At 70.1% G+C, this 21,462-nt stretch carries 23 protein-coding genes; 7 read left to right on the forward strand and 16 right to left on the reverse strand.

Going from position 1 to position 21,462, the window contains the following annotated elements:
* Positions 1-10: 10 nt before the first annotated feature.
* The 4 genes from rdgB to OHB41_RS19040 form a co-directional block, all read right to left on the reverse strand.
* Positions 11-613 (reverse strand): RdgB/HAM1 family non-canonical purine NTP pyrophosphatase, encoded by a 603-nt coding sequence (gene rdgB / locus OHB41_RS19025; protein WP_266699426.1) that lies wholly within the window; start codon positions 611-613, stop codon positions 11-13.
* A gap of 34 nt (positions 614-647) precedes the next feature.
* Entirely contained in the window at positions 648-1,040 is a 393-nt protein-coding gene (locus OHB41_RS19030; protein ID WP_266699427.1) for a hypothetical protein, read from the reverse strand.
* Positions 1,041-1,160: 120 nt separating this feature from the next.
* The gene (gene rph / locus OHB41_RS19035; RefSeq protein ID WP_266699428.1) at positions 1,161-1,895 is read right to left on the reverse strand and encodes a ribonuclease PH; all 735 of its coding nucleotides are present in this window, start codon (positions 1,893-1,895) and stop codon (positions 1,161-1,163) included.
* A gap of 90 nt (positions 1,896-1,985) precedes the next feature.
* Complete coding sequence (locus tag OHB41_RS19040) at positions 1,986-2,219, reverse strand: PTS sugar transporter subunit IIB (protein WP_030299876.1); 234 nt, start codon at positions 2,217-2,219, stop codon at positions 1,986-1,988.
* A gap of 204 nt (positions 2,220-2,423) precedes the next feature.
* Here OHB41_RS19040 and OHB41_RS19045 point away from each other — a divergent pair, with 204 nt between their 5' ends.
* Positions 2,424-3,713 (forward strand): PTS transporter subunit EIIC, encoded by a 1,290-nt coding sequence (locus OHB41_RS19045; RefSeq protein WP_266699429.1) that lies wholly within the window; start codon positions 2,424-2,426, stop codon positions 3,711-3,713.
* Between the two features lie 227 nt (positions 3,714-3,940).
* Positions 3,941-5,191 (forward strand): PTS transporter subunit EIIC, encoded by a 1,251-nt coding sequence (locus OHB41_RS19050; RefSeq protein WP_266699430.1) that lies wholly within the window; start codon positions 3,941-3,943, stop codon positions 5,189-5,191.
* A 71-nt stretch (positions 5,192-5,262) separates the two neighbouring features.
* Here OHB41_RS19050 and OHB41_RS19055 read toward each other — a convergent pair whose 3' ends face one another.
* Positions 5,263-6,015 (reverse strand): MBL fold metallo-hydrolase, encoded by a 753-nt coding sequence (locus OHB41_RS19055; protein ID WP_266699431.1) that lies wholly within the window; start codon positions 6,013-6,015, stop codon positions 5,263-5,265.
* 259 nt (positions 6,016-6,274) lie between these two features.
* Between OHB41_RS19055 and OHB41_RS19060 the strand changes: the two genes are divergently transcribed.
* Complete coding sequence (locus OHB41_RS19060) at positions 6,275-6,742, forward strand: type II toxin-antitoxin system PemK/MazF family toxin (protein WP_266699432.1); 468 nt, start codon at positions 6,275-6,277, stop codon at positions 6,740-6,742.
* Between the two features lie 283 nt (positions 6,743-7,025).
* Here OHB41_RS19060 and OHB41_RS19065 read toward each other — a convergent pair whose 3' ends face one another.
* From OHB41_RS19065 to clpS, 7 genes are all read right to left on the reverse strand, one after another.
* Positions 7,026-7,976, reverse strand: coding sequence for a PLP-dependent cysteine synthase family protein (locus tag OHB41_RS19065; RefSeq protein ID WP_266699433.1), 951 nt, complete (start codon positions 7,974-7,976; stop codon positions 7,026-7,028).
* Positions 7,977-7,993: 17 nt separating this feature from the next.
* A complete protein-coding gene (locus OHB41_RS19070; RefSeq protein WP_148008611.1) occupies positions 7,994-8,272 on the reverse strand; it encodes a MoaD/ThiS family protein in 279 nt (92 codons plus the stop codon).
* 146 nt (positions 8,273-8,418) lie between these two features.
* The gene (locus OHB41_RS52040) at positions 8,419-8,520 is read right to left on the reverse strand and encodes a putative leader peptide (protein WP_323138383.1); all 102 of its coding nucleotides are present in this window, start codon (positions 8,518-8,520) and stop codon (positions 8,419-8,421) included.
* A 79-nt stretch (positions 8,521-8,599) separates the two neighbouring features.
* Positions 8,600-9,022, reverse strand: coding sequence for a M67 family metallopeptidase (locus tag OHB41_RS19075; RefSeq protein WP_266699434.1), 423 nt, complete (start codon positions 9,020-9,022; stop codon positions 8,600-8,602).
* A gap of 110 nt (positions 9,023-9,132) precedes the next feature.
* Entirely contained in the window at positions 9,133-10,593 is a 1,461-nt protein-coding gene (locus tag OHB41_RS19080) for an amino acid permease (protein WP_266699435.1), read from the reverse strand.
* A 323-nt stretch (positions 10,594-10,916) separates the two neighbouring features.
* Positions 10,917-11,522: a DUF2017 domain-containing protein gene (locus tag OHB41_RS19085; RefSeq protein WP_266699436.1), complete on the reverse strand. Its 606-nt coding sequence runs from the start codon at positions 11,520-11,522 to the stop codon at positions 10,917-10,919.
* A gap of 58 nt (positions 11,523-11,580) precedes the next feature.
* Positions 11,581-11,898: an ATP-dependent Clp protease adapter ClpS gene (clpS, locus tag OHB41_RS19090; protein WP_266699437.1), complete on the reverse strand. Its 318-nt coding sequence runs from the start codon at positions 11,896-11,898 to the stop codon at positions 11,581-11,583.
* Positions 11,899-12,072: 174 nt separating this feature from the next.
* Here clpS and OHB41_RS19095 point away from each other — a divergent pair, with 174 nt between their 5' ends.
* Together OHB41_RS19095 and OHB41_RS19100 are read left to right on the forward strand one after the other, a co-directional pair.
* Positions 12,073-13,401 (forward strand): nicotinate phosphoribosyltransferase, encoded by a 1,329-nt coding sequence (locus OHB41_RS19095; RefSeq protein WP_266699438.1) that lies wholly within the window; start codon positions 12,073-12,075, stop codon positions 13,399-13,401.
* Between the two features lie 356 nt (positions 13,402-13,757).
* The gene (locus OHB41_RS19100) at positions 13,758-14,342 is read left to right on the forward strand and encodes an isochorismatase family protein (protein ID WP_153290338.1); all 585 of its coding nucleotides are present in this window, start codon (positions 13,758-13,760) and stop codon (positions 14,340-14,342) included.
* 33 nt (positions 14,343-14,375) lie between these two features.
* Here the strand turns inward: OHB41_RS19100 and OHB41_RS19105 are convergent, their stop codons facing one another.
* Together OHB41_RS19105 and OHB41_RS19110 are read right to left on the reverse strand one after the other, a co-directional pair.
* Positions 14,376-14,717: a hypothetical protein gene (locus OHB41_RS19105; RefSeq protein ID WP_266699439.1), complete on the reverse strand. Its 342-nt coding sequence runs from the start codon at positions 14,715-14,717 to the stop codon at positions 14,376-14,378.
* Between the two features lie 121 nt (positions 14,718-14,838).
* Positions 14,839-17,187 carry an immune inhibitor A domain-containing protein gene (locus OHB41_RS19110; protein ID WP_266699440.1) on the reverse strand — a complete coding sequence of 783 codons (2,349 nt, stop codon included), beginning with the start codon at positions 17,185-17,187 and terminating at the stop codon, positions 14,839-14,841.
* A gap of 528 nt (positions 17,188-17,715) precedes the next feature.
* Between OHB41_RS19110 and OHB41_RS19115 the strand changes: the two genes are divergently transcribed.
* A complete protein-coding gene (locus OHB41_RS19115) occupies positions 17,716-18,012 on the forward strand; it encodes a hypothetical protein (RefSeq protein ID WP_266699441.1) in 297 nt (98 codons plus the stop codon).
* 86 nt (positions 18,013-18,098) lie between these two features.
* Here the strand turns inward: OHB41_RS19115 and OHB41_RS19120 are convergent, their stop codons facing one another.
* Together OHB41_RS19120 and OHB41_RS19125 are read right to left on the reverse strand one after the other, a co-directional pair.
* Positions 18,099-18,863: an RDD family protein gene (locus OHB41_RS19120; protein ID WP_266699442.1), complete on the reverse strand. Its 765-nt coding sequence runs from the start codon at positions 18,861-18,863 to the stop codon at positions 18,099-18,101.
* A 96-nt stretch (positions 18,864-18,959) separates the two neighbouring features.
* Positions 18,960-20,579 carry an RDD family protein gene (locus OHB41_RS19125; RefSeq protein ID WP_266699443.1) on the reverse strand — a complete coding sequence of 540 codons (1,620 nt, stop codon included), beginning with the start codon at positions 20,577-20,579 and terminating at the stop codon, positions 18,960-18,962.
* A gap of 256 nt (positions 20,580-20,835) precedes the next feature.
* Between OHB41_RS19125 and OHB41_RS19130 the strand changes: the two genes are divergently transcribed.
* Positions 20,836-21,384 (forward strand): SsgA family sporulation/cell division regulator, encoded by a 549-nt coding sequence (locus OHB41_RS19130; protein ID WP_266699444.1) that lies wholly within the window; start codon positions 20,836-20,838, stop codon positions 21,382-21,384.
* Positions 21,385-21,462: the final 78 nt, after the last annotated feature.

The raw sequence follows: 21,462 nt of genomic DNA on the forward strand, positions 1-21,462 counted from the left end.
GTACGCCCCCTCAGACCCGCAACTCCCGCAGCACCGGCACCAGCGCCCGGAACGCCTTCCCCCGGTGGCTGATCGCGTTCTTCTCGTCGGGGGTGAGCTCCGCGCAGGTGCGGGTCTCGCCGTCCGGCTGGAGGACCGGGTCGTAGCCGAAGCCGTTCGTGCCCGCGGGGGTGTGCCGGAGGGTGCCCCTCAGCTGGCCCTCCACCACCCGTTCCGTGCCGTCGGGCAGGGCGAGGGCCGCCGCGCAGGCGAAGTGGGCGCCCCGGTGCGGTTCGTCGATGTCGGAGAGCTGGGCGAGCAGGAGGTCCAGGTTGGCCTTGTCGTCGCCGTGCCGGCCGGCCCAGCGGGCGGAGAAGATGCCCGGCGCGCCGTTCAGGACGTCGACGCAGAGGCCGGAGTCGTCGGCGACGGCGGGCAGGCCGGTGGCCCGGGCCAGGGCGTGGGCCTTGAGGAGGGCGTTCTCGGCGAAGGTGACGCCGGTCTCCCGGACGTCGGGGATCTCCGGGAAGGCCTCCGCGCCGACGAGGTCGTGGGAGAGACCGGCGTCGGCGAGGATCGCCTTCAGCTCGGTGATCTTTCCGGCGTTGCGGGTGGCGAGGATCAGGCGGGTCATGGCCCTCAGTATCCCCAACTCCCACGGGTGGTTCCTACGGGGTGCAGACCTTCGTCAGTTCTCCCGCGGCGTCGGTGACGGGGCTGATGTCGGGGGTGTTGTCCCCGTTCCTGACGGCCGTACGGACGTTGTCGACGGCCTTGCCGAGGTCGTCGACGGCCTTGTTGACATCCGCGTTGTCGGTCTTGTCGCCGATCTTGTCGAGGTTCTGCTCTATGGCGTTGAGGGACTGGTCGGTCTGCGTCGGGTCGTTCGCCGCGTTCTCCACGGCCTGCTGGAGGTTGGTGACGCTGTCGGCGATGGCGTCGGCGGTCTGGACGCAGTCCAGGGCCTTGTTGACGGCATCGCAGCCGACCGCCGCGGGCAGGGCGACGAGTGCGGCGGCGACGGCGATTGCGGCGGTGCGGCGACGGTGGCGCGCGGCCATGGAACGGTCCCTCCCCGTGGACAGGATGTGGTCGACCGGTGGTGCGGTCGGCCCGCCCCGTGGGGGGCCGGCGGGGCGCACGGCTGGACCGTACGCCCGTACCCCTAAGAACGCGAAGGGTTAACGCACGGTTGCCTCGAGCGTCGCCCGCTGGATCGCCGCGAGCTCGTCGCAGCCCGAAACGGCCAGGTCGAGCAGCGCGTTGAGCTCCTTGCGGTCGAAGGGCTCGGCCTCGGCGGTGCCCTGGACCTCGACGAAGCGGCCGTCGCCGGTGCAGACGACGTTCATGTCGGTGTCGGCCTTGACGTCCTCCTCGTAGCAGAGGTCGAGGAGGGGGACGCCGCCGACGATGCCGACGGAGACGGCGGAGACCGTGCCGGTGAGTGGCTTGCGGCCGGGCTTGACCAGCTTCTTGTTCTGCGCCCAGGTGACGGCGTCGGCCAGGGCGACGTAGGCGCCGGTGATGGCCGCCGTGCGCGTGCCGCCGTCGGCCTGCAGGACGTCGCAGTCGAGGACGATGGTGTTCTCGCCGAGCGCCTTGTAGTCGATGACGGCGCGCAGGGAGCGGCCGATCAGACGGCTGATCTCGTGGGTGCGGCCGCCGATCTTGCCGCGGACGGACTCGCGGTCGCCGCGGGTGTTGGTGGCGCGCGGGAGCATGGAGTACTCGGCGGTGACCCAGCCTTCGCCGCTGCCCTTGCGCCAGCGCGGGACGCCCTCCGTGACGGAGGCGGTGCAGAACACCTTGGTGTCGCCGAAGGAGACGAGGACGGAGCCTTCGGCGTGCTTGCTCCAGCCGCGCTGGATGGTGATGGGGCGCAGTTGCTCAGGGGTGCGGCCGTCGATTCGAGACATGCCGCTGAGCCTAGTCGTATGCGGATGAGGGGCTGCCTCCGATGGCGGAAGCAGCCCCTCAGGGGTGAGCCGGGCTTCAGGGAGCGTGGCTCACATCATGTCTTCGATGTCCGCGGCGATCGGGTCGGCGTCGGTGCCGATGACGACCTGGATGGCGGTGCCCATCTTGACGACGCCGTGGGCTCCGGCTGCCTTCAGGGCGGCCTCGTCGACCTTGCTCGGGTCGATGACCTCGGTGCGCAGGCGGGTGATGCAGCCTTCGACCTCTTCGATGTTGTCGATGCCGCCGAGCCCGGCGACGATCTTCTCAGCCTTGGTGGCCATGTCCTACTCCCTGATCCGAACCGCTTTGTCGCAGTAACCCACAGTTGGCCCAACTTCGCGAGCGTTCATGCGGTGTGTACCGAATGATGGCGTTCACGACAGTGCGGCCGTTCGCCGACCGGTCATCCCCGACCAGCCCACACCCGACTGGTCTACACCAGCTGACGGACGGTCGCCAAACCCGGCTCCGCCCAAAGGACGCCCATGAGTGCCGACAGCGCCGCCGTACCCGTGCGCGCCCGCTGGAACAACCTGTTCCAGGGGCTGCAGAAGATGGGCCGCAGCCTTCAGCTCCCGATCGCGGTACTGCCTGCCGCGGGCATTCTCAACCGCTTCGGCCAGCCGGACATGTTCGGCTCGGACGGGCTCGGCTGGGACAGCGTCTCCAAGGTCATGAAGGGGGCCGGCGGCGCGCTGCTCGACGGCTCGCTCGGGTTGCCGCTGTTGTTCTGCGTCGGTGTGTCCATCGGCATGGCGAAGAAGGCGGACGGCTCCACCGCGCTCGCGGCGGTCGCGGGGTTCCTCGTCTACTTCGGCGTGCTGCACCAGTTCCCGGAGAGCTGTGCGCAGCAGGCGAAGGTGATCCAGAACATCGGCTGTCAGTTGCCCGACACCTCGGTGACGGCGTTCACCTACCAGAATCCGGGGGTCTTCGGCGGCATCGTCATGGGGCTGCTGACCGCCTACTTCTGGCAGCGGTTCCACCGCACCAGGCTGGTCGACTGGCTCGGCTTCTTCAACGGGCGCCGGCTCGTGCCGATCATCATGTCGTTCGTCGCCATCGTGTTCGCCGCGCTGTGTCTGTGGATCTGGCCGCCGATCGGCGACGGTCTGCAGACCTTCAGCGACTGGCTGGTCAGTCTCGGCGCATGGGGCGCGGGCGTGTTCGGTGTGGCGAACCGGGCGCTGCTGGTGATCGGTCTGCACCAGTTCCTGAACGTGCCCATCTGGTTCCAGTTCGGCAGTTACACCACGCCGGACGGGACGGTGGTGCACGGTGACATCAACATGTTCCTGCAGGGCGACCCGAACGCGGGTCAGTTCACCTCGGGCTTCTTCCCCATCATGATGTTCGCGCTGCCGGCCGCCTGTCTGGCCATGACCCACTGCGCGAGGCCGCATCGCCGCAAGGAGATCGGCGGCATGATGCTCTCGCTCGCGCTGACGTCGTTCGTCACGGGCATCACCGAGCCGATCGAGTACTCGTTCGTGTTCATCGCGCCGGTGCTGTACGCGGTCCACGCGGTGCTCACCGGTGTCTCCATGGCGGTGACGTGGGGGCTGGGCGTGCACGACGGCTTCAGCTTCTCGGCCGGTCTCATCGACTACGTCATCAACTGGAATCTGGCGACGAAACCGTGGGCGATCATCCCGATCGGGTTGTGCTTCGCCGTCCTGTACTACGTGATCTTCCGGTTCGCGATCACCAGGTTCGACCTCAGGACGCCGGGACGGGAGCCGGAGGAAGAGGTCGAGGACCTCACCAAGGCGTAGCCCTCCCCCGCCCGAAAGGCCCCCGGACCTGCAGGTCCGGGGGCCTTTCGGCATGTATGCAGGGGGTATTTCCGGTATGGCCGAGGCCACAAAATTCGTGGGTTCCTTATCCCGCCTTCACCGTGCTACAACAGGTCTACACCACTGAGTGGTGTAGACCACGCGGCCGCTGCCCGCCCGCTTTTCACCCTTCCCGTCCCCCGGCAGCGCCGGCACATGGAGGAACTATGAGCACCGCCACCGCATCGGCGGCTCCCGCGAAGAAGCGGGGATCCGGCCTGTTCCAGGGCCTGCAGAAGGTCGGTCGCAGCCTACAGTTGCCGATCGCCGTGCTGCCGGCGGCGGGCATCCTGCTCCGCCTCGGCCAGCCGGACGTGTTCGGCAAGGACGGCCTCGGCTGGGACAAGGTGGCGTCCGTCTTCGCCACCGCCGGCGACGCGGTCTTCAGCAATCTGCCGTTGTTGTTCTGCGTCGGTATCGCCATCGGCTTCGCCAAGAAGTCCGACGGTTCTACCGCGCTGGCGGCGCTGGTCGGCTTCCTGGTCTACAAGAACGTACTCACCGCGTTCCCCATCACCGACGCCAAGGTCACCAAGGGTGTGGACGTCGCCGCGACGTACAACGACCCGAAGGTCCTCGGCGGCATCATCATGGGCCTGATAGCCGCCGTCACCTGGCAGCGGTTCCACCGCACCAAGCTGCCCGACTGGCTCGGCTTCTTCAACGGCCGCCGGCTCGTCCCGATCCTGATGGCCTTCATCGGCACCGCCGTCGGTGTCTTCTTCGGTCTGGTCTGGGAGCCCATCGGCGACGTCATCACCAACTTCGGTGAGTGGATGACCGGACTCGGTGCCGTTGGCGCGGGCATCTTCGGCGCCATCAACCGTGCGCTGCTCCCGGTCGGCATGCACCAGTTCGTCAACACGGTGGCCTGGCAGGAGATCGGTACCTACAAGGACTCCGCCGGCGCCGTGTGGCACGGCGACCTGCCGCGCTTCTTCCACGGTGACCCGACCGCCGGCCAGTTCATGACGGGCTTCTTCCCCATCATGATGTTCGCCCTCCCGGCCGCCGCCTTGGCCATCACGCACTGCGCCCGCCCCGAGCGCCGCAAGGCCGTCGGCGGCATGATGCTCTCCCTCGCGCTGACGTCGTTCGTCACCGGCATCACCGAACCGATCGAGTTCTCGTTCATGTTCATCGCGCCGGTCCTGTACGTGATCCACGCGGTGCTGACCGCGCTCTCGCTGGCCGTCACCTGGGCCCTGGGCGTCCACCACGGCTTCAGCTTCTCGGCAGGCGCCATCGACTACTTCCTCAACTGGAACCTGGCCACCAAGCCATGGCTGATCATCCCGATCGGCCTGGTCTTCGCGGTGATCTACTACGTGGTCTTCCGCTTCGCGATCCTCAAGTTCAACCTCGCCACCCCGGGCCGCGAGCCCGAAGAGGAGGTCGAGGACCTCACGAAGGCGTGAGCCGTCCGGCCGTATGACCGAAGGCCCCCGGAACCAGTCGGTTCCGGGGGCCTTCGCGTACGCAGGGGCGGTCAGATCTCGTACGACATGCGAGGCGTCGCCAGATCCGCCGGGCCCGAGTACACCGTGCGGGCGTCGGCCAGGTTGATCCGGGGGTCCGTCCACGGCGGGATGTGGGTGAGCAGGAGACGCCGGGCGCCGGCGCGGCTGGCCGTCTCGCCCGCCTCACGGCCGTTGAGATGCAGGTCGGGGATGTTCTCCTTGCCGTGCGTGAACGCGGCCTCGCAGAGGAACAGGTCGGTGTCCCGGGCGAGTTCGTCCAGCGTCCCGGTGACGCCCGTGTCCCCGGAGTACGTCATCGACTTCCCCCCGTGCTCGACACGGATGGCGTACGCCTCCACGGGGTGCCGGACCCGTTCCGTGTGGACGGTGAACGGGCCGATCTCGAACGAGCCCGGCTTGACCGTGTGGAAGTCGAAGACCTCGCTCATCGAGGAGGCGGTGGGAGTGTCCGCGTACGCGGTGGTCAGGCGCTGCTCCGTGCCCTCGGGTCCGTAGACGGGGATCGGGTCGCAGCGGCCGCCCTCGTGGCGGTAGTAGCGCGCGACGAAGTACGCGCACATGTCGATGCAGTGGTCGGCGTGCAGATGGCTGAGGAAGATCGCGTCGAGGTCGTAGAGACCGCAGTGGCGCTGCAGCTCGCCAAGGGCACCGTTGCCCATGTCGAGAAGCAGCCGGAAGCCGTCGGCCTCTACGAGGTAGCTCGAGCAGGCCGATTCCGCGGACGGGAACGACCCCGAGCAGCCGACGACGGTGAGCTTCATAAGAGCTGGAACCTCCGCGCTGACAGGAAGTGCAGAGAGTAAGTGCGGTAGGCAACTACTCGGAGCAGATACGGGAACGGGGGTCGTGCGGTCCGTCGAGCGTAAGGCGCAAAAGGGCGGGTCGCTCCTCCGCCAGGGGCCGTTGTGGGCGAACTCACCTGTGCTGTCACCGGTTCGGATGGACGCTCGGACGAAGGTGGGACGGGCGCGTCGCGCGGGCGGGGGGCGCGACGGGGTGCGCGCCGGTACCTTCTTTGGTATGGACACGTCCTGGTGGCTCGCGTTGGCGGCCGTGGTGCTGCTCGCGCTCGTCGCGACGCTGGTGGACGGCTGGGGGCGCCGTGGGCGCCGGCCCGCCGCGCGTACCCGGCCGCCCGGCCGGCCCGGCCGGCGCCCCGGCGGGGTGCGGCGGGGGACGCGGCCCCGGCCGGCGGAGATCTGGTGGGCGAACGTCCCCTACGAGGACATGTCCGGGGGGAAGGACCGGCCGTGTCTGGTGCTGGTGGTGCGGGGGAAGCGGGCGACCGTCGCGAAGATCACGAGCAAGTACCACGACGAGCGGGCCGGGGTGATCCCGCTGCCGCCCGGGGCGGTCGGTGACGCGCACGGGCGGACGAGTTTCCTGGAGACGGATGAGCTGCGCGAGGTGTCCGTGGGGGAGTTCCGGCGGCGGGTCGGGGTGGTAGATCCGGTGCTGTGGGACCAGGTCCGCCACCTGGCCGACTGAGCCGCGTCGCCCACCTGACCCGCCCCTGGGGGCTCCGCCCCCAGCTCCCCGCCGAGGGGCTGCGGCCCTGGACCCCCGATCGCCCGAAGGGCTCGTCCTCGAACGCCGGACGGGCTTGACATACATGGCCCCGGCGCCGGCCTTCGAGGGCGGCCGATCAGCGCAGCCCCGCGCCCTCAGCCCGTCCGGCGTTCGAGGACGAGGCCGTTCAGGCCGAAGCGGGGGTCCAGGGGGCGGCAGCCCCCCAGGTAGGGACGGGTAGGGGCGAACCCCGCCGGGGGCCCTACGCCCAGAGCTGCCCCTGGAGCGTGGCGATGGCCTCCTCCGTCGTCGCGGCGGTGTAGACCCCCGTCGACAGGTACTTCCAGCCCCCGTCGGCCACGACGAAGACGATGTCGGCGTTCTCACCCGCGGCGAGCGCCTTGCGGCCGACCCCGATCGCGGCGTGCAGCGCGGCCCCGGTGGAGACCCCCGCGAAGATGCCCTCCTGCTGGAGCAGCTCCCGGGTACGGGTCACCGCGTCGGCGGAGCCGACCGAGAAACGGGTGGTCAGGACGGACGCGTCGTACAGCTCGGGAACGAAGCCCTCGTCCAGGTTGCGCAGCCCGTACACCAGGTCGTCGTAGCGCGGCTCCGCCGCGACGATCTTCACGTCCGGCTTGTTCTCCCGGAGGAAGCGCCCGACGCCCATCAGGGTGCCGGTGGTGCCGAGACCCGCCACGAAGTGGGTGACGGAGGGCAGGTCGGCAAGGATCTCCGGCCCGGTCGTCGCGTAGTGCGCCCCCGCGTTGTCCGGGTTCCCGTACTGGTACAGCATCACCCAGTCGGGGTGCTCGGCCGAGAGTTCCTTCGCGACGCGCACGGCGGTGTTGGAGCCGCCTGCCGCCGGACTGGGGATGATCTCCGCGCCCCACATGCCGAGCAGCTCACGCCGTTCCTGCGAGGTGTTCTCGGGCATCACGCACACCATGCGGTAGCCCTTGAGCTTCGCCGCCATCGCCAGCGAGATGCCCGTGTTGCCCGACGTCGGTTCCAGGATGGTGCAGCCGGGTGTCAGACGGCCGTCCTTCTCCGCCTGTTCGATCATGTGCAGCGCGGGCCGGTCCTTGACCGAGCCGGTGGGATTGCGGTCCTCCAGCTTCGCCCAGATACGGACGTCCGCGGACGGCGAGAGCCGCGGCAGGCGCACCAGAGGGGTGTTGCCCACCGCGGCGAGCGGGGAGTCGTAGCGCATGAGTGACCAGCGGCCGATCAGGCCATACCGCCGGCCACGGCCGGCAGGATCGTCACGTTGTCGCCGTCGGCGAGCTTGGTGTTGATGCCGTCGAGGAAGCGGACGTCCTCGTCGTTCAGGTAGACGTTGACGAAGCGGCGCAGCTGGCCGTCGTCGACGATGCGTGCCTGGATGCCCGCGTGCCGGGTCTCGAGGTCGGCGAAGAGCTCGGCGAGGGTCTCCCCGCCGCCCTCGACGGCCTTCTCGCCGCCGGTGTAGGTACGGAGGATGGTGGGGATGCGGACCTCGATGGCCATGGGTTCGGGCTCCTGTCGGAAGGAAGTCGGTCGGTGGGCGCGCGGCAGCGCGGTAAAAGCATGGGGTACGCCGGTTGCGGATCCCCGAAGCCCTCGGCTTCGCCCGGGGTGCCCCGATGGCTCACGGCCGTACGGCGGCGGCGCGATCAGGGCGTACAGATGGCGCTCTGCAGCCTGCACAGGTCGACGTGCAGCCGCGCCACGAGCAGCACGCCCGGCGTCTTCTCGCTCACGTCCTGGGAAACCATGGGCTCATCGTATCGATTCCCGCCCGGGATCCCCGAGTGCGGTCTCGCATTCCGGATACTTTCGGGCCGGAGGGTGAGATCAGTAGGTCTCTACGACCTTGACCTCCTCCTCCGTGACCTCGCCCTCCAGGATCCGGTACGAACGGAACTGGAAGGGCCCGGCGTCGTCGGTGTCCGCGGTCGAGACGAGGACGTAGTGGGCGCCGGGCTCGTTGGCGTAGGAGATGTCCGTGCGGGAGGGGTACGCCTCGGTCGCCGTGTGGGAGTGGTAGATGATCACCGGCTCCTCGTCGCGGTCGTCCATCTCGCGGTACAGCTTCAGCAGGTCGCCCGAGTCGAACTCGTAGAAGGTGGGCGAACGGGCGGCGTTGAGCATGGGGATGAAGCGCTCGGGGCGGCCCGCGCCCGCCGGGCCCGCGACGACGCCGCACGCCTCGTCGGGGTGGTCCTGGCGCGCGTGCGCGACGATCTGGTCGACGAGGGCCTGAGTGATGGTCAGCATGTCGGCCAGGATAAGCAGACGGGCCGCCCCGTACCGAGGAGTGGTACGGGGCGGCCCGTATGCCGGACGTCCGAGCGGCGGCCCGTGCGGGCCGGACGTCTGCGGCCGGGTCAGTGGGCCTTCTCGAAGGTGGGCTCACGGCGCTCGGTGACCTGCGGGTTGCGGGTCTTGAGGACGGCCCAGCCCACGGCCAGCGCGACGGCCCAGACGGCCATCACGTAGAGGCAGATGCGGGAGTCGGCGTCATAGGCGATCAGGCCCGTGACGAAGAGCAGGAACGCGACCGCGACCCAGCTGCACTTCGCGCCGCCCGGGGCCGGGAAGGACGAGGCCGGCAGGCGTCCGGCGTCGACCGCGCGGCGGTAGAGGATGTGGCTGACCAGGATCATCAGCCAGGTCCAGATGCCGGCCGCGGTGGCCACCGAGGTGACGTAGCCGAAGGCCTTCTCCGGGACGATGTAGTTCAGGATCACGCCGATGCCCATGAAGAGCACGGAGACCGTGATGCCGAAGGCCGGGGTCTTGGTCGAGGAGAGCTTGTTGAAGATCTTCGGCGCCTCGCCGTTGTCGGCGAGGGTGCGCAACATGCGGCCCGTGGAGTACATGCCGGAGTTGCAGGACGACAGGGCGGCGGTGAGCACGACGAAGTTGACGATGCCGGCGCCGGCCGGGATGCCGATCTTCGCGAAGGCCTCCACGAAGGGGCTCACCCCGGGGGCGAACTCCGTCCACTTCACGACGCAGAGGATGACCGTGAGCGCGCCGACGTAGAAGAGGGCGATGCGCCACGGGAGGGTGTTGATCGCCTTGGGAAGCGTCTTCTCGGGGTTCTCGGACTCGCCCGCGGTGACGCCGACGAGCTCGACGGCGAGGTAGGCGAACATGACGCCCTGGAGGGTCATCAGGGAGGAGCCGATGCCCTTGGGGAAGAAGCCGTCGAACTGCCAGAGGTTGGCGACGGAGGCGGTGTCACCGGCGGAGCTGAAGCCGAAGGTGAGCACGCCGAGGCCGATCACGATCATGCCGATCAGCGCGGTGACCTTGACCATCGAGAACCAGAACTCGATCTCGCCGAAGAGCTTCACCGAGATCAGGTTCGCCACGAAGAGGACGACCAGGAACACCAGTGCGGTCACCCATTGGGGGACGGCCGGGAACCAGTAGTGGACGTAGATCGCGGCGGCGGTCAGCTCGGCCATGCCGGTGACCACCCACATCAGCCAGTACGTCCAGCCGGTGAAGTAGCCGAAGAACGGGCCGAGGAACTCGCGGGAGTACTCCGCGAAGGACCCCGAGACCGGGCGGTACAGGAGCAGTTCGCCGAGTGCCCGCATGATGAAGAAGATGATCACGCCGGCCAGGGCGTACATGAGGATGAGGCTGGGGCCGGCCTTGGCGATGTTCGCCCCGGCGCCCAGGAAGAGACCGACGCCGATGGCGCCGCCGATCGCGATCATCTGGACCTGGCGGCTTCCGAGCCCTCGCTCGTACCCCTCTTCGGGGGCGTCGCCGCCCACGGCCTCACTGCCCGCACGCGGCTCGTCGGTCTGGTCGACCTGCGATGAGGTCATGTGTGGTGCGCCTTTCTCCATGCCGTTCCGAGCCAGTCCCCCTGGCCTCGGATCGGGTTCCGATCCCCCCGGATTGATGGAGCTTGTGCCTGGCCGGCGATCCGCCGGCTCGGTGGCGCACCCGACCGGACGTGGGTGGTGTCCTGTCGGGCGGTCGTGAAGATTTATCACGACCGCAACGGACGGGGCGGGCGGCTCGTGTAGTGCACACCACAGGGAGAAGCGGACAAAGAGACCACAGCGCTATATAGCAGGCCGCAACGGTGACGGGATCGTTATCCGGATTTGAGCGTCCTCTGAGCGAACGCCGAAATGCGGAGAGATCACGGCATAAGGGTCTCGACGAGCGTCTCCTGGAGACCGCCCAGCCAGAGGTACGCCATCACCATCGGCTTGCGCGGGTCCTCGTCGGGAAGACGGTAGAGGAGGTCGGTGTCCTCCTCGTCGACGACGTCGAGCCGGGCGCCGATCGCCAGCCGCAGGTCGTTGAGCGCGCGCAGCCACGACTCGGACTCCGGGACGGAGAGCTTGAGGACCGCACCGCCGTCGCCCGCCGTGGTGAGCGCGTCGAGGCAGCGGATCACCACGAGGGCGTTCTCACGCTTGCCCGCGCGCAGGTCGTTCTCGGTGAAGCGGCGGAACTCGGAGGAGTACGCCCGCTGCTCCTCGGCCTGCTCCGGCGAGGCGGCTTCGACGCCGGGGCCGCTGTAGGCGTCCGGGAAGAGGCGCTGCAGCACCGGGTCGGAGGGCGGCTCGCTGGGGCCCTCCGCGAACAGCTCCGCGAGCGGGTCGTCGGGGGCGTCCTCCGCGGGGCCGGGACCGATGAGCTCCAGGAGCTGCACGGCGAGGGAGCGGATGATGGAGATCTCGACCTCGTCGAGCGCGACGGCCGCGCCGCCGTCGGGGAGCGGTTCGAAGTGTCCTGGCATGGAGTGAGTTCGCTACTTCCGGTCCTGCTCGCGGTTTCGGGGCTTTTCGGTGGTCCGGTTACTTCCGGTCCTGCTGAAGGGTGGCCCACAGACCGTAGCCGTGCATCGCCTGCACGTCGCGCTCCATCTCCTCGCGCGTGCCGCTGGAGACGACCGCCCGGCCCTTGTGGTGGACGTCGAGCATGAGCTTGGTGGCCTTGTCCTTGGTGTACCCGAAGTACGTCTGGAAGACATACGTCACGTAACTCATGAGGTTGACCGGGTCGTTGTGCACGATCGTGATCCAGGGGACGTCCGGCTCGGGCACGGCGAAGACCTCCTCCGCCGACTCGGTCTTTTCGGTCTCTAGGGGTGCGGGAGCCGTCACACGGCCCATGCTGCCACCACAAGGGGGTGCCCGCACAAACGGGCCCGACAAACCGGACCCACAAATCGTCAGAGTGACGAGATGGGGGTACGATCCCGTGCTGTGCGGCGATTCCGGGGGACGACCCCCGGCCCCCCGGCCCCGTGCCGGGGGACACGGAGCGATGAGTGCGAGGAGAGCACAGTGAATCCAGCGGACCTCGGACTGCCGGTGGACGTGCCCTCGACGGCGCTCTTCACGGACCAGTACGAGCTGACGATGCTGCAGGCCGCGCTGGCCGCCGGGACCGCCGAGCGGCGCTCGGTCTTCGAGGTCTTCACCCGGCGGCTGCCCGAGGGACGCCGCTACGGCGTCGTGGCGGGCACCGGGCGGGTCCTCGACGCCGTCGAGAACTTCCGCTTCGACGCCGACGTCCTCGGCTTCCTGCGCGAGCGGGCCGTCGTGGACGAGCCGACCCTGGAGTGGCTCGCCTCGTACCGCTTCCGCGGGGACATCTGGGGCTATCCCGAGGGCGAGGTGTACTTCCCGGGTTCGCCCATCCTGCGGGTCGAGGGGTCCTTCGCGGAGTGCGTGCTCCTGGAGACCGTGATCCTCTCGATCCTCAACCACGACTCGGCGATCGCGGCCGCCGCCTCCCGGATGTCCTCCGCCGCCGGCGGACGACCGCTGATCGAGATGGGCGCCCGGCGCACCCACGAGCTGGCGGCGGTCGCCGCCGCGCGGGCCGCGTACGTGGGCGGTTTCACGACCACCTCCGACCTGGCGGCCGGCTTCCGCTACGGCATCCCGACCGTGGGGACCTCCGCGCACGCCTTCACCCTCCTGCACGACCACGAGCGGGACGCCTTCCAGGCCCAGGTGAACTCGCTCGGCCGGGACACCACGCTGCTCGTGGACACGTACGACGTCGCCGAGGCCGTGCGGACGGCCGTCGAGATCGCCGGGCCCGAGCTGGGGGCGGTCCGGATCGACTCCGGGGACCTGCTGCTGGTCGCGCACCGGGTGCGGCAGCAGCTGGACGAGCTGGGGGCGACCGGGACGAAGATCGTCGTGACCTCGGACCTGGACGAGTACGCGATCGCCTCGCTGGCGGCGGCGCCGGTGGACGCGTACGGCGTCGGCACTCAGCTGGTCACGGGGTCCGGCCACCCCACCTGCTCGATGGTCTACAAGCTGGTCGCGCGCGCCGAGTCTGCGGACCCGAAGGCTCCGCTGGAGCCCGTGGCCAAGAAGTCGACCGGGGGCAAGACCTCCATCGGCGGGCGCAAGTGGGCGGCGCGGCGGCGCGACGAGCGCGGGTTCGCCGAGGCCGAGGTGATCGGGACCGGGCCGGTGCCCGGCGGCCTCGCCGACCAGCAGCTCCTGGTCGAGCTGGTCAAGGGCGGCCAGGTCGTCTCCCGGGAGCCGCTCGACATGGCGCGCGACCGGCACGCGGCCGTCCGTGCCCGTCTGCCGCTCTCGGCGACCCAGCTGTCGCGCGGGGAAGCGGTGATTCCCACGGAGTACGTCTGAGGATTCCCCCGGACCACGTCGGAGAAGGACTACGCGTCCGTCGAGAAGGCGTCTGCGCGGCGGCGTGTCCCGGGCGGCGTCCGGCTCCGCCCGCCCGCACACGTCCGTTGCGCCCCGGGTGCGCCGGGGTGCGCGCGGGCAACGCCGTGGCGGCAACCGGCTTCTTCGGCCTCCCCCGGGCAAACACGAATGAACGGGCGGTCAGCGGGAATGCAACGGCAGCACGCACGAGCACAGCCGTCGGGGCCGACAGCAGTGACCCAGCCCCCTCCCGCGCCGCACGTGAAGTCTCCAGGCGGGCCCGACAGGCCGGGCCCGCATCCCCACACCGACCCCATAGTCGAAGGACACCGACCATGCGCCGCGCCTTGATCGTCGTAGACGTGCAGAACGACTTCTGCGAGGGAGGCAGCCTCGCGGTGGCCGGGGGCGCCGACGTGGCCGCCGCCATCACGGAGCTGATCGGGCAGGCGCCCGCCGGCTACCGGCATGTCGTCGCCACCCGCGACCTGCACATCGCCCCCGGCGGCCACTTCGCCGACAACCCCGACTACGTCCACTCCTGGCCCGCGCACTGCGTGGCCGGCACCGAGGGCGTGGGGTTCCACCCGAACTTCGCCCCGGTGGTCGCCTCCGGCGCGATCGACGCCGTCTTCGACAAGGGCGCGTACGCGGCGGCCTACAGCGGGTTCGAGGGCGCCGACGAGAACGGGGTCTCGCTGGGCGACTGGCTGCGGGCCCGCGAGATCGACGAGGTGGACGTGGTGGGCATCGCGACCGACCACTGTGTGCGGGCCACCGCGCTCGACGCGGTGCGGGACGGTTTCCGTACGCAGGTGCTGCTCGACCTCACGGCCGGGGTGTCCGAGGCGACCACGGAGCGGGCGCTGGAGGAGCTGCGGGGAGCGGGCGTCGAACTGACCGGCAAGCCGGTCGTCTGACGGCTGTCCCGGTTCCTTCGGGATCCGCCTGTCTCACGGCTGAGGGGCCGGGCGTCTCAGGAGGGCTCTGATCGGGTGCCAGAGCTCCTGGGACGGGACCGGGCACGCGACACCGGTGTCGGGGGCCGTACGCCATATCAGGCCGTCGGGATGGTGCAGCACGGCGGTGATCTCGTCGGGGGTGGGCGGAGCCCCGTTGCCGCTGAGGTACACGGCGCGCAGGCCCAGGTTGCGCAGGCGGGTCAGGGCGCGGGCCCGGTTCTGGGCCAGCACCAGGAAGCGCACGCAGCCCAGCGCCGAGCCCGGCGGGCTGGGCAGGTTCAGCGCCACCACCACACTGCCGTTCGGCAGCTTGCAGAAACCTCCTGCGGCCATGCAGTCACACCCCCGTGCGTCCCGGTGTCAATAAGAAATCCACAGGACGCACCTAAACACGATCGGCCGCAACCCGCCAGGGGGTCACGGCCGATCATGCTCTGACCTGCTAAAACATCGCTTACTTCGTCGACGGGCCCACGAGGAGCGTGATCGTCGAGCCGTCCTTCGGCTCCTTCACGATCCGGATCTTGGTGTTGGTGTCAGTGACCTTGACACCACCCGTGGGGTTCGCCGGGTCGTAGTACGAGTTCCTGCCGTCGTCGAAGACGGAGACCCCCTTCTGCGACTTGATCTTCAGTGCGACGTCGGCGTTGTGGAGCTTGAGCTCGTCCGTCGGGTAGGTACTGAAGGTCGAGTCGAAGGTCTGGATCTTGTTCCGGAGGATCGTTCCGTCGGTCCACTTCAGGGCCGCCGGGTGCGCGTCCACCGGCAGGATCTGACCCGCGCCCGGGTGGGCGCTGGTGTTGTTGTCCGCCTGGGAGGTGTCCCACTTCCAGATGAGCAGACCGTTCTGGTACGGGTAGTGCTCGACCCAGTCCGGACGCGTCGTCGAGAAGCCGAAGTTGTACGGGCCGACCTTGAGGGTCTTGTCGTACGAGACGTACTGGCGGTTCTCGGCGATGTAGTACTGCGCGTACTCGTCGGAGAAGGACGCGCCGATCCGGGAGAAGCCGGCGGCGGTCCACGCGGCGTCCGCGCTCTCCGCGTTGTCGGAGAAGAGCGGCGTGCCGTCGGCGGTCACGGTGATCTCGTCGGCCGTGAAGCCCTTCAACGCCACGCCACCGTCGCTCTGGTAGCGGAAGCGCAGGTCGATCTTCTTGCCCGCGTAGGCGTCGAGCGGGAAGGACAGCTTCTTGTACGCGTCCACGGAGCCGGTCAGCGCGGGCTTGCCGCTGCCGTCGCGCGGGATCGCGGCGCCGTCCACCGTGCCGTCGAGGGCGGTCCAGTTCGCACCGCCGTCGGTGGACACCTCGGTGTAGAGGTAGTCGTAGTCCTGCTCGATGTCGTACCAGCCGTCGAGCGTCAGCGTGGCCGCTGACTTGCCGGTGAGGTCGACCGAACGGGTCAGCGTGTTCTTGAGGTCGTTGCCGCTGCCGCTCCACCACTGGGTGGCGCCCTGTGCGGGCGTGACGACCGTGGTGGTGACTTCCTTGTCAGGCAGCGAGACCACGACGGCCTGCCTGTTCTTGGTGTTGTACTCGGCGACGCCCAGCTTGTGCTCCGACGTCACGCCGGCCTTGGCCCGGTCGTAGTCGAGCCAGCCGAGCTGCAGCTTGTCCCAGGCGTTCATGTCGCCGGGCAGGTCGCCGATGGCGTTCTTGCCGGTACCGAGCCAGGAACCGGCCGACATCAGCGTCCAGAAACCGGTGCCGTTCTCGCCGCCGCCGGAGGTGTCGTACTCGTCCGGGAGGCCGAGGTCGTGGCCGTACTCGTGGGCGTAGACGCCGAGTCCGCCGTTCTCCGGCTGGATGGTGTAGTCGCCGACCCAGATGCCGGTGTCGCCGATCGCGGCGCCGCCCAGCTTGTTGCCGACCGGGCCGGTCGCGCCGGCGTCGGTGCCGAACGCGTACCAGCGGTGGGCCCAGATCGCGTCCTCGCCCTGCGCACCGCCGCCCGCGGACTCGTCCTCACCGGCGTGGACGATCTGGAAGTGGTCGATGTAGCCGTCGGGCTCGTTGAAGTTGCCGTCGCCGTCGTAGTCGTAGCGGTCCCACTGGTCGTACTGGGCGAGGTCCGCCTTGATGGCGGCATCGGACTTGCCGGCCGCCTTCTGGTCGGCGACCCAGGCGGTGACTCCGTCCTGGACCGCGTACCAGGCGCCGGTGGACGCCTTGTTGGAGCCGTAACGGGCCTCGTTGTAGGGGACCTTGACCCAGTCGGTGACCTCGCCGTCGACCGAGTAACGGCCCGAGGACTCCTTCTCGTAGTACTTCTTCAGCGACTCGGTGTTCTTGCCGGTGCCGAAGTAGAGGTCCTGGAAGTGCTTCTGGTTGTAGTCCGCCTGCCACGCCGTGCTGTTGTCCTTGGCGCGGTCGGGCGCGGCTATCTGGTTGTGCAGCGGGCCGACGGTGCCGCCGTAGCGGCTGTCCACCTGGTCGCCGAACTCGACGAGGATCGTGAAGATCCGGTCGGTCTTCTCGCGGCCGAGCTCGACGTACTTGCTCTTGCCCTTGTTCTTGCCCTTGAGCTGGACGACGTGCGAACCGTTGCGGTCCTGCACCTTCGCGTCGCCGGATATGACCTGGTCCAGGGCTTCTTTACGCTGTGCGTCCTGGGTCTTGCTGAGCGGGCCGTCGAGGTCGTGGTCGACCTTGTTCCTGGCCGGCTGCGGGTCGTGGCGCTCCACGGTCGCCGACGACGACGCGCCGTCGGCCTGCGCAACGGCGAACGTCGAGAACGTGGCGGTGGCCGCCGCGAGGGCGACGCCCACCGCGGCTGCTCTGAACGTCCATGGTCTGCTGGTCACTTGAAATCCTCCCCCGCGCCCGTCCGCGCGGATGGGGGGATCCCGGTGTCACGCTCCGCGCGCGTATACGCGTGTCAAGTGACGACATTTGACCGGAGTTACCAAAGAAAAGACAGATCTTGACTTGCACAAGTCAACTGCACTATGTAGGAGCGCCCGTTCGGTATCCGAACCCCCACAAGTGCACCCAACGGGCGCGTCCGACCGTCCACTTGATGGACGCGATGAATCCGTGCGCCCCCTGTGCACCGGCACCGTGGGTTAGGTCACGCTTACCGGGCGTTCCAGTCGGGCATGCAGGCGAATAGAGTCGATTGGCGCAACGTTGGAATGCCGACGGATCGACAGGGGGACAGCGTTGTCGCCCCGCGATTCACCGTTCCGTCCGAGCTCGCGGGGCCACCCGGGCTCGGTGCCCCACCCCGGTTCGCCGTACCACCCGAGTTCGCAGCTCCACCCCCGTTGTTGTCCGCATCCTCCCCCATCTCGAGAGGCACGGGGGGAGTACCCCCACCCCGAGGAATCGCCATGCCTCGTCCGACCGCCGCACAGCTCGCCTACGGTTCCTGCACCGTGATCTTCTCGACGCTCGCCATGCTGCTGCTGTCTCAGACGAGTTCGGGCCTGGGGATCGCGGTGATCACCCTCTCGGCACTCGCTCTCGGACTGCTCGTCGCCGTAACGGTTCCGCTGCCGAAGCGCGCACCGTCGGCCGCCGCGGCCCCCGCCGTTCAGGCGCGGGTTCCGGTGCGGCGCGAGACCGCGTCCGTCGCCGCTTCCGTCTCCGCGTCGTCCGAGCCCGTTCACGAACCGGCGGGTCCATGACCCTGCGCACGTCCGGCGGGCCCCCGAAGCGCGGACCCGCCGTCCCGGTCAGCCGTCTCCTGGTGGAGTGCGGCTGATCGCTGGTGTCAGCCGGTGGCCACCACCACCGTCTTGGCCGCCTTGTCGTGCAGACCCTGCTTGTAGGGCTTGTCGAAGAAACTCCAGCCGCCCGCGATCGCGGTCCAGATGCACGCGCAGCAGAACGCGAACGGAATCCACAGCACCAGCGCGCGGATCAGCGAGGTCTGTGTGGAGGGTGTGGCGCCGTTGTCCAGGTCGGCCACCCGCATGTTGAACAGTCTCATGCCGAGGGTCTGGCCCGACCTGCGGATCAGGAAGGTGTCGTAGCCGGTGTAGAGCACGGCCGCGATCACGGACTGCCCGAGGCCCTTGCCGTACTCGACCCGGTCCGCGTTCACGTTGTACTCGGTGACCCCGAACGCCCAGGACAGCAGCCACACCACGATGCCCACGAGGATCATGTCGAGGATCCTCGCCAGCACGCGTTTGCCGCTGTCGGCGAGCGGCGGCATGCCCTCCAGCGGATCGCCGCCGTAGGGACCGCCGGGTCCGTAGGGATCGCCGCCACCGGAGCCGTACGGGCCGCCGCCACCGGAGCCGTAGGGACCGCCGCCACCCGAACCATAGGGGCCCCCGCCGGGGGGCGGGGGCTGACTCCCTGACGGCGGGGTCCGGTTGTCGTGCGGGGAGTCGTACGGCGAACCCGAAGGCGGCGGGGACGAGGTGCCGTCGTACGGGGAACCGCCGCCCTCAGCCGGCGGGGGCTGCTTCTTGAACGGGTCATCCTCCGGTGGCTGCCCGGAGCCGGGGGGCGGCGGTTCGCTGCTCATGGCCCGAGTCGACCGCGAACCCTCCGGCTCCGCATCCCGCGGGCGGCCGTCCGGGGGACCGCGGAGCCCGCCGCCGCCCGACCCGGACGGCAGACCCTAGGCGGAGGGCGGCTGGGCGGCCACGAAGGTGTGGGCCGCCTTGTCGTGCCAGCACTGCCGCCAGGGTCGGTCGAACAGGCACCACAGGACGCCCACGACACCGACGCCCAGGACGCCGGCGACGCTGTAGACGAGCCAGCGGCGCAGCGCCCGGCCGAAGGACGGGGGTTCGTGGCCCTCGATGTCCCGGACCTCGATACCGCACAGCTTCTTGCCGAGGGTGCGGCCCCAGCGGGCGGTGGGCAACGCGTCGTAGACCACGCCGAACAGGAGCAGGACGGCGAGGCAAACACCCAGGTAGCCCGCGGTCGTACCGTCCAGCAGCCAGACCGTCACGGTCTGTCCGGACCGCTTGGCCGCGTCGATCTTCTCGTTGATGTGGTCGATCGCCTTGGTGCCCAACGGCACGGCGGCCACGGCGGTGACGGTGCCCAGCACCGCGGTGTCCACGATCCGGGCCACCAGCCGTCTGCCCAGGCCCGCGGGCCGTGCCGCGGAGTGGCGGCGGGCGGCGGCCTGGAACACGTCGTCGACCGGCGGCTTCCAGGGCGGGACGGGCCCCTCGTCGCCCGCGAGCCGGTGCACCTGCTGGGCCCAGGAGGGCTGTCCGCCGCCGGCGCCGCTCGACAGCGGCGTGGCGGCGGGGCCGCCGGACTGCTGGGGCACGGCCGGGGCGGGCGGCTGCTGGGCGGCGGCGGCCTTGGCCGCCTGGGCGGCCGCCGCCTGTCCGGCACCGAAGCCGCCCCCGGCACCCGCGGGGCCGTCCGCGGGCGTGGCCGCCCCCGCCGCGCCGCCTGCCGGGGCCGGGCTCCCGCCCCTCGCCCCGCCCTGCTGCTCCGTGCGCGCGGAGCGCGCGCGGAAGGTCATGGTGCCCTCGGAGGGGACGGGCTCCTGGCTGCCCGGGGTACCGGTGGCCGGACCGGTGGCCGCGGACGCTCCGGGGCCCGCCTGCTGCCCCGGGCCGGCGAACTGCGCGCCGCTCGCCGCGGCCGGGCCGGCGTTCCCGCCCACGGCCCCCGCGGCGCCGGTCGCCGCGCCGGGACCCGCCGCCGGGGACCGGCGGCGGAAGACGAAGGTGCCGTCGGGCTCCGGGGGTTGCGAGCCGCCCGCCGGGTCCGTGGGCCCGAGCGTCGCCGTGCCGTCCGTGTGCGGCGTCTCGCCGCCGGGCGGCCGGACCGCTTCGGCGGGCTCCGCCGCGCGCGGCAGACGCGGGTCGGCGCCCTGGGGCGCCCCCCAGGACACCCGGCGGTCCTGCTCGCCGCCGAAACCGGACTGGTGCGAGCGGTCGGCGCCCCACGCGGTCGCCGGCTCGGGCCTGCTGCCGTGCTGCGCCTCGGCCGGGGTCACCAGCCGCGGCTCGGCGGCCGGCCCGGGGTCCTCGTCGAAGAAGTGCGGTCCCGTCTCCTCGGTGGGCGCCGGTGCCGGGGCGGGTACGGGAGCCACCGGGCGCGTGCCGGGCGGCGGCGCGAGCGGCACGCCGTCGGACGGTGCGGGACGGCTCGTACCCGGTACCCAGGCGGCACCGTTCCAGTACCGGACATATCCAGGAATGGAGGGGTCCGGGTAATACCCTTCGCGGGGCCTGTCGTCACCGGGGGCCGGGGTTGGGGCGCTCATGTCCGTCGTCCCGTATCTGCTCGGGGGTCTTTTGGGGGCTCCACATCTATCAGACCGACGCACCCGTCAGCGGCGCTCCCGCGGTACCCACCTCTTTCGGGCAAGGATCCGCCACTTCCGGTCACCGGCCGGACGGTCGGCTCCGGCACGCCTGCCAAAAGATTTCTCCGAACCCGCGTAATGGTTCCGCGCCACCGCGCTCTCCACTCGTACGGACCCGCCTTGGAGGCCCGTAGACGAAGGGAAGCGCACCGACATGCACACCGTGGTGGAACGCGAACTCGAACTGCACCTCGTCCTGTCCCCCGAGCGCAGCATCCCCGTGCCCGCCCGGCTGGCCTACCGCTCCGACGACCCGTACGCCGTCCACATCACCTTCCACATCTGCTCGGACCATCCGGTCAGCTGGACCTTCGCCCGTGAGCTGCTCGTCGAGGGCGTGTTCCGGCCGAGCGGGCACGGCGATGTGCGGGTGTGGCCGACGAAGGTCGCGGGACGCGGCGTCGTGCTGATGGCGCTCACCTCACCCGACGGTGACGCGCTGCTGGAGGTGCCGGCCACGCAGGTGTCCGCGTGGCTGGAGCGCACCCTGCGGGCGGTTCCGCCGGGGTCCGAGAGCGAGCAACTCGGCCTCGACGACGGCCTCGCCGAACTGCTCGCGCCCTCCCCCAGGCTCTCGGCCTCTCCCCCGCGTTCGGCCTCGCGTGAGCACGGGGACCTCCAGGACCAGCCGGGATCTCCGTCGGCCGACGAGTTGTGGCTGCGCGACCCGTGGCCGTCGGACGAGTCGAAGGACGGGGAGTGAACACGGCGCGGGCACGGCGGCGCATTTACCCGGCCGGGTCCGACGCCGCGGCACGACCTGGTGCCGCGGCAGGCAACG

Origin of the sequence: Streptomyces sp. NBC_01571, assembly GCF_026339875.1 — a bacterium.
In the GTDB taxonomy this organism is placed as follows: domain Bacteria; phylum Actinomycetota; class Actinomycetes; order Streptomycetales; family Streptomycetaceae; genus Streptomyces.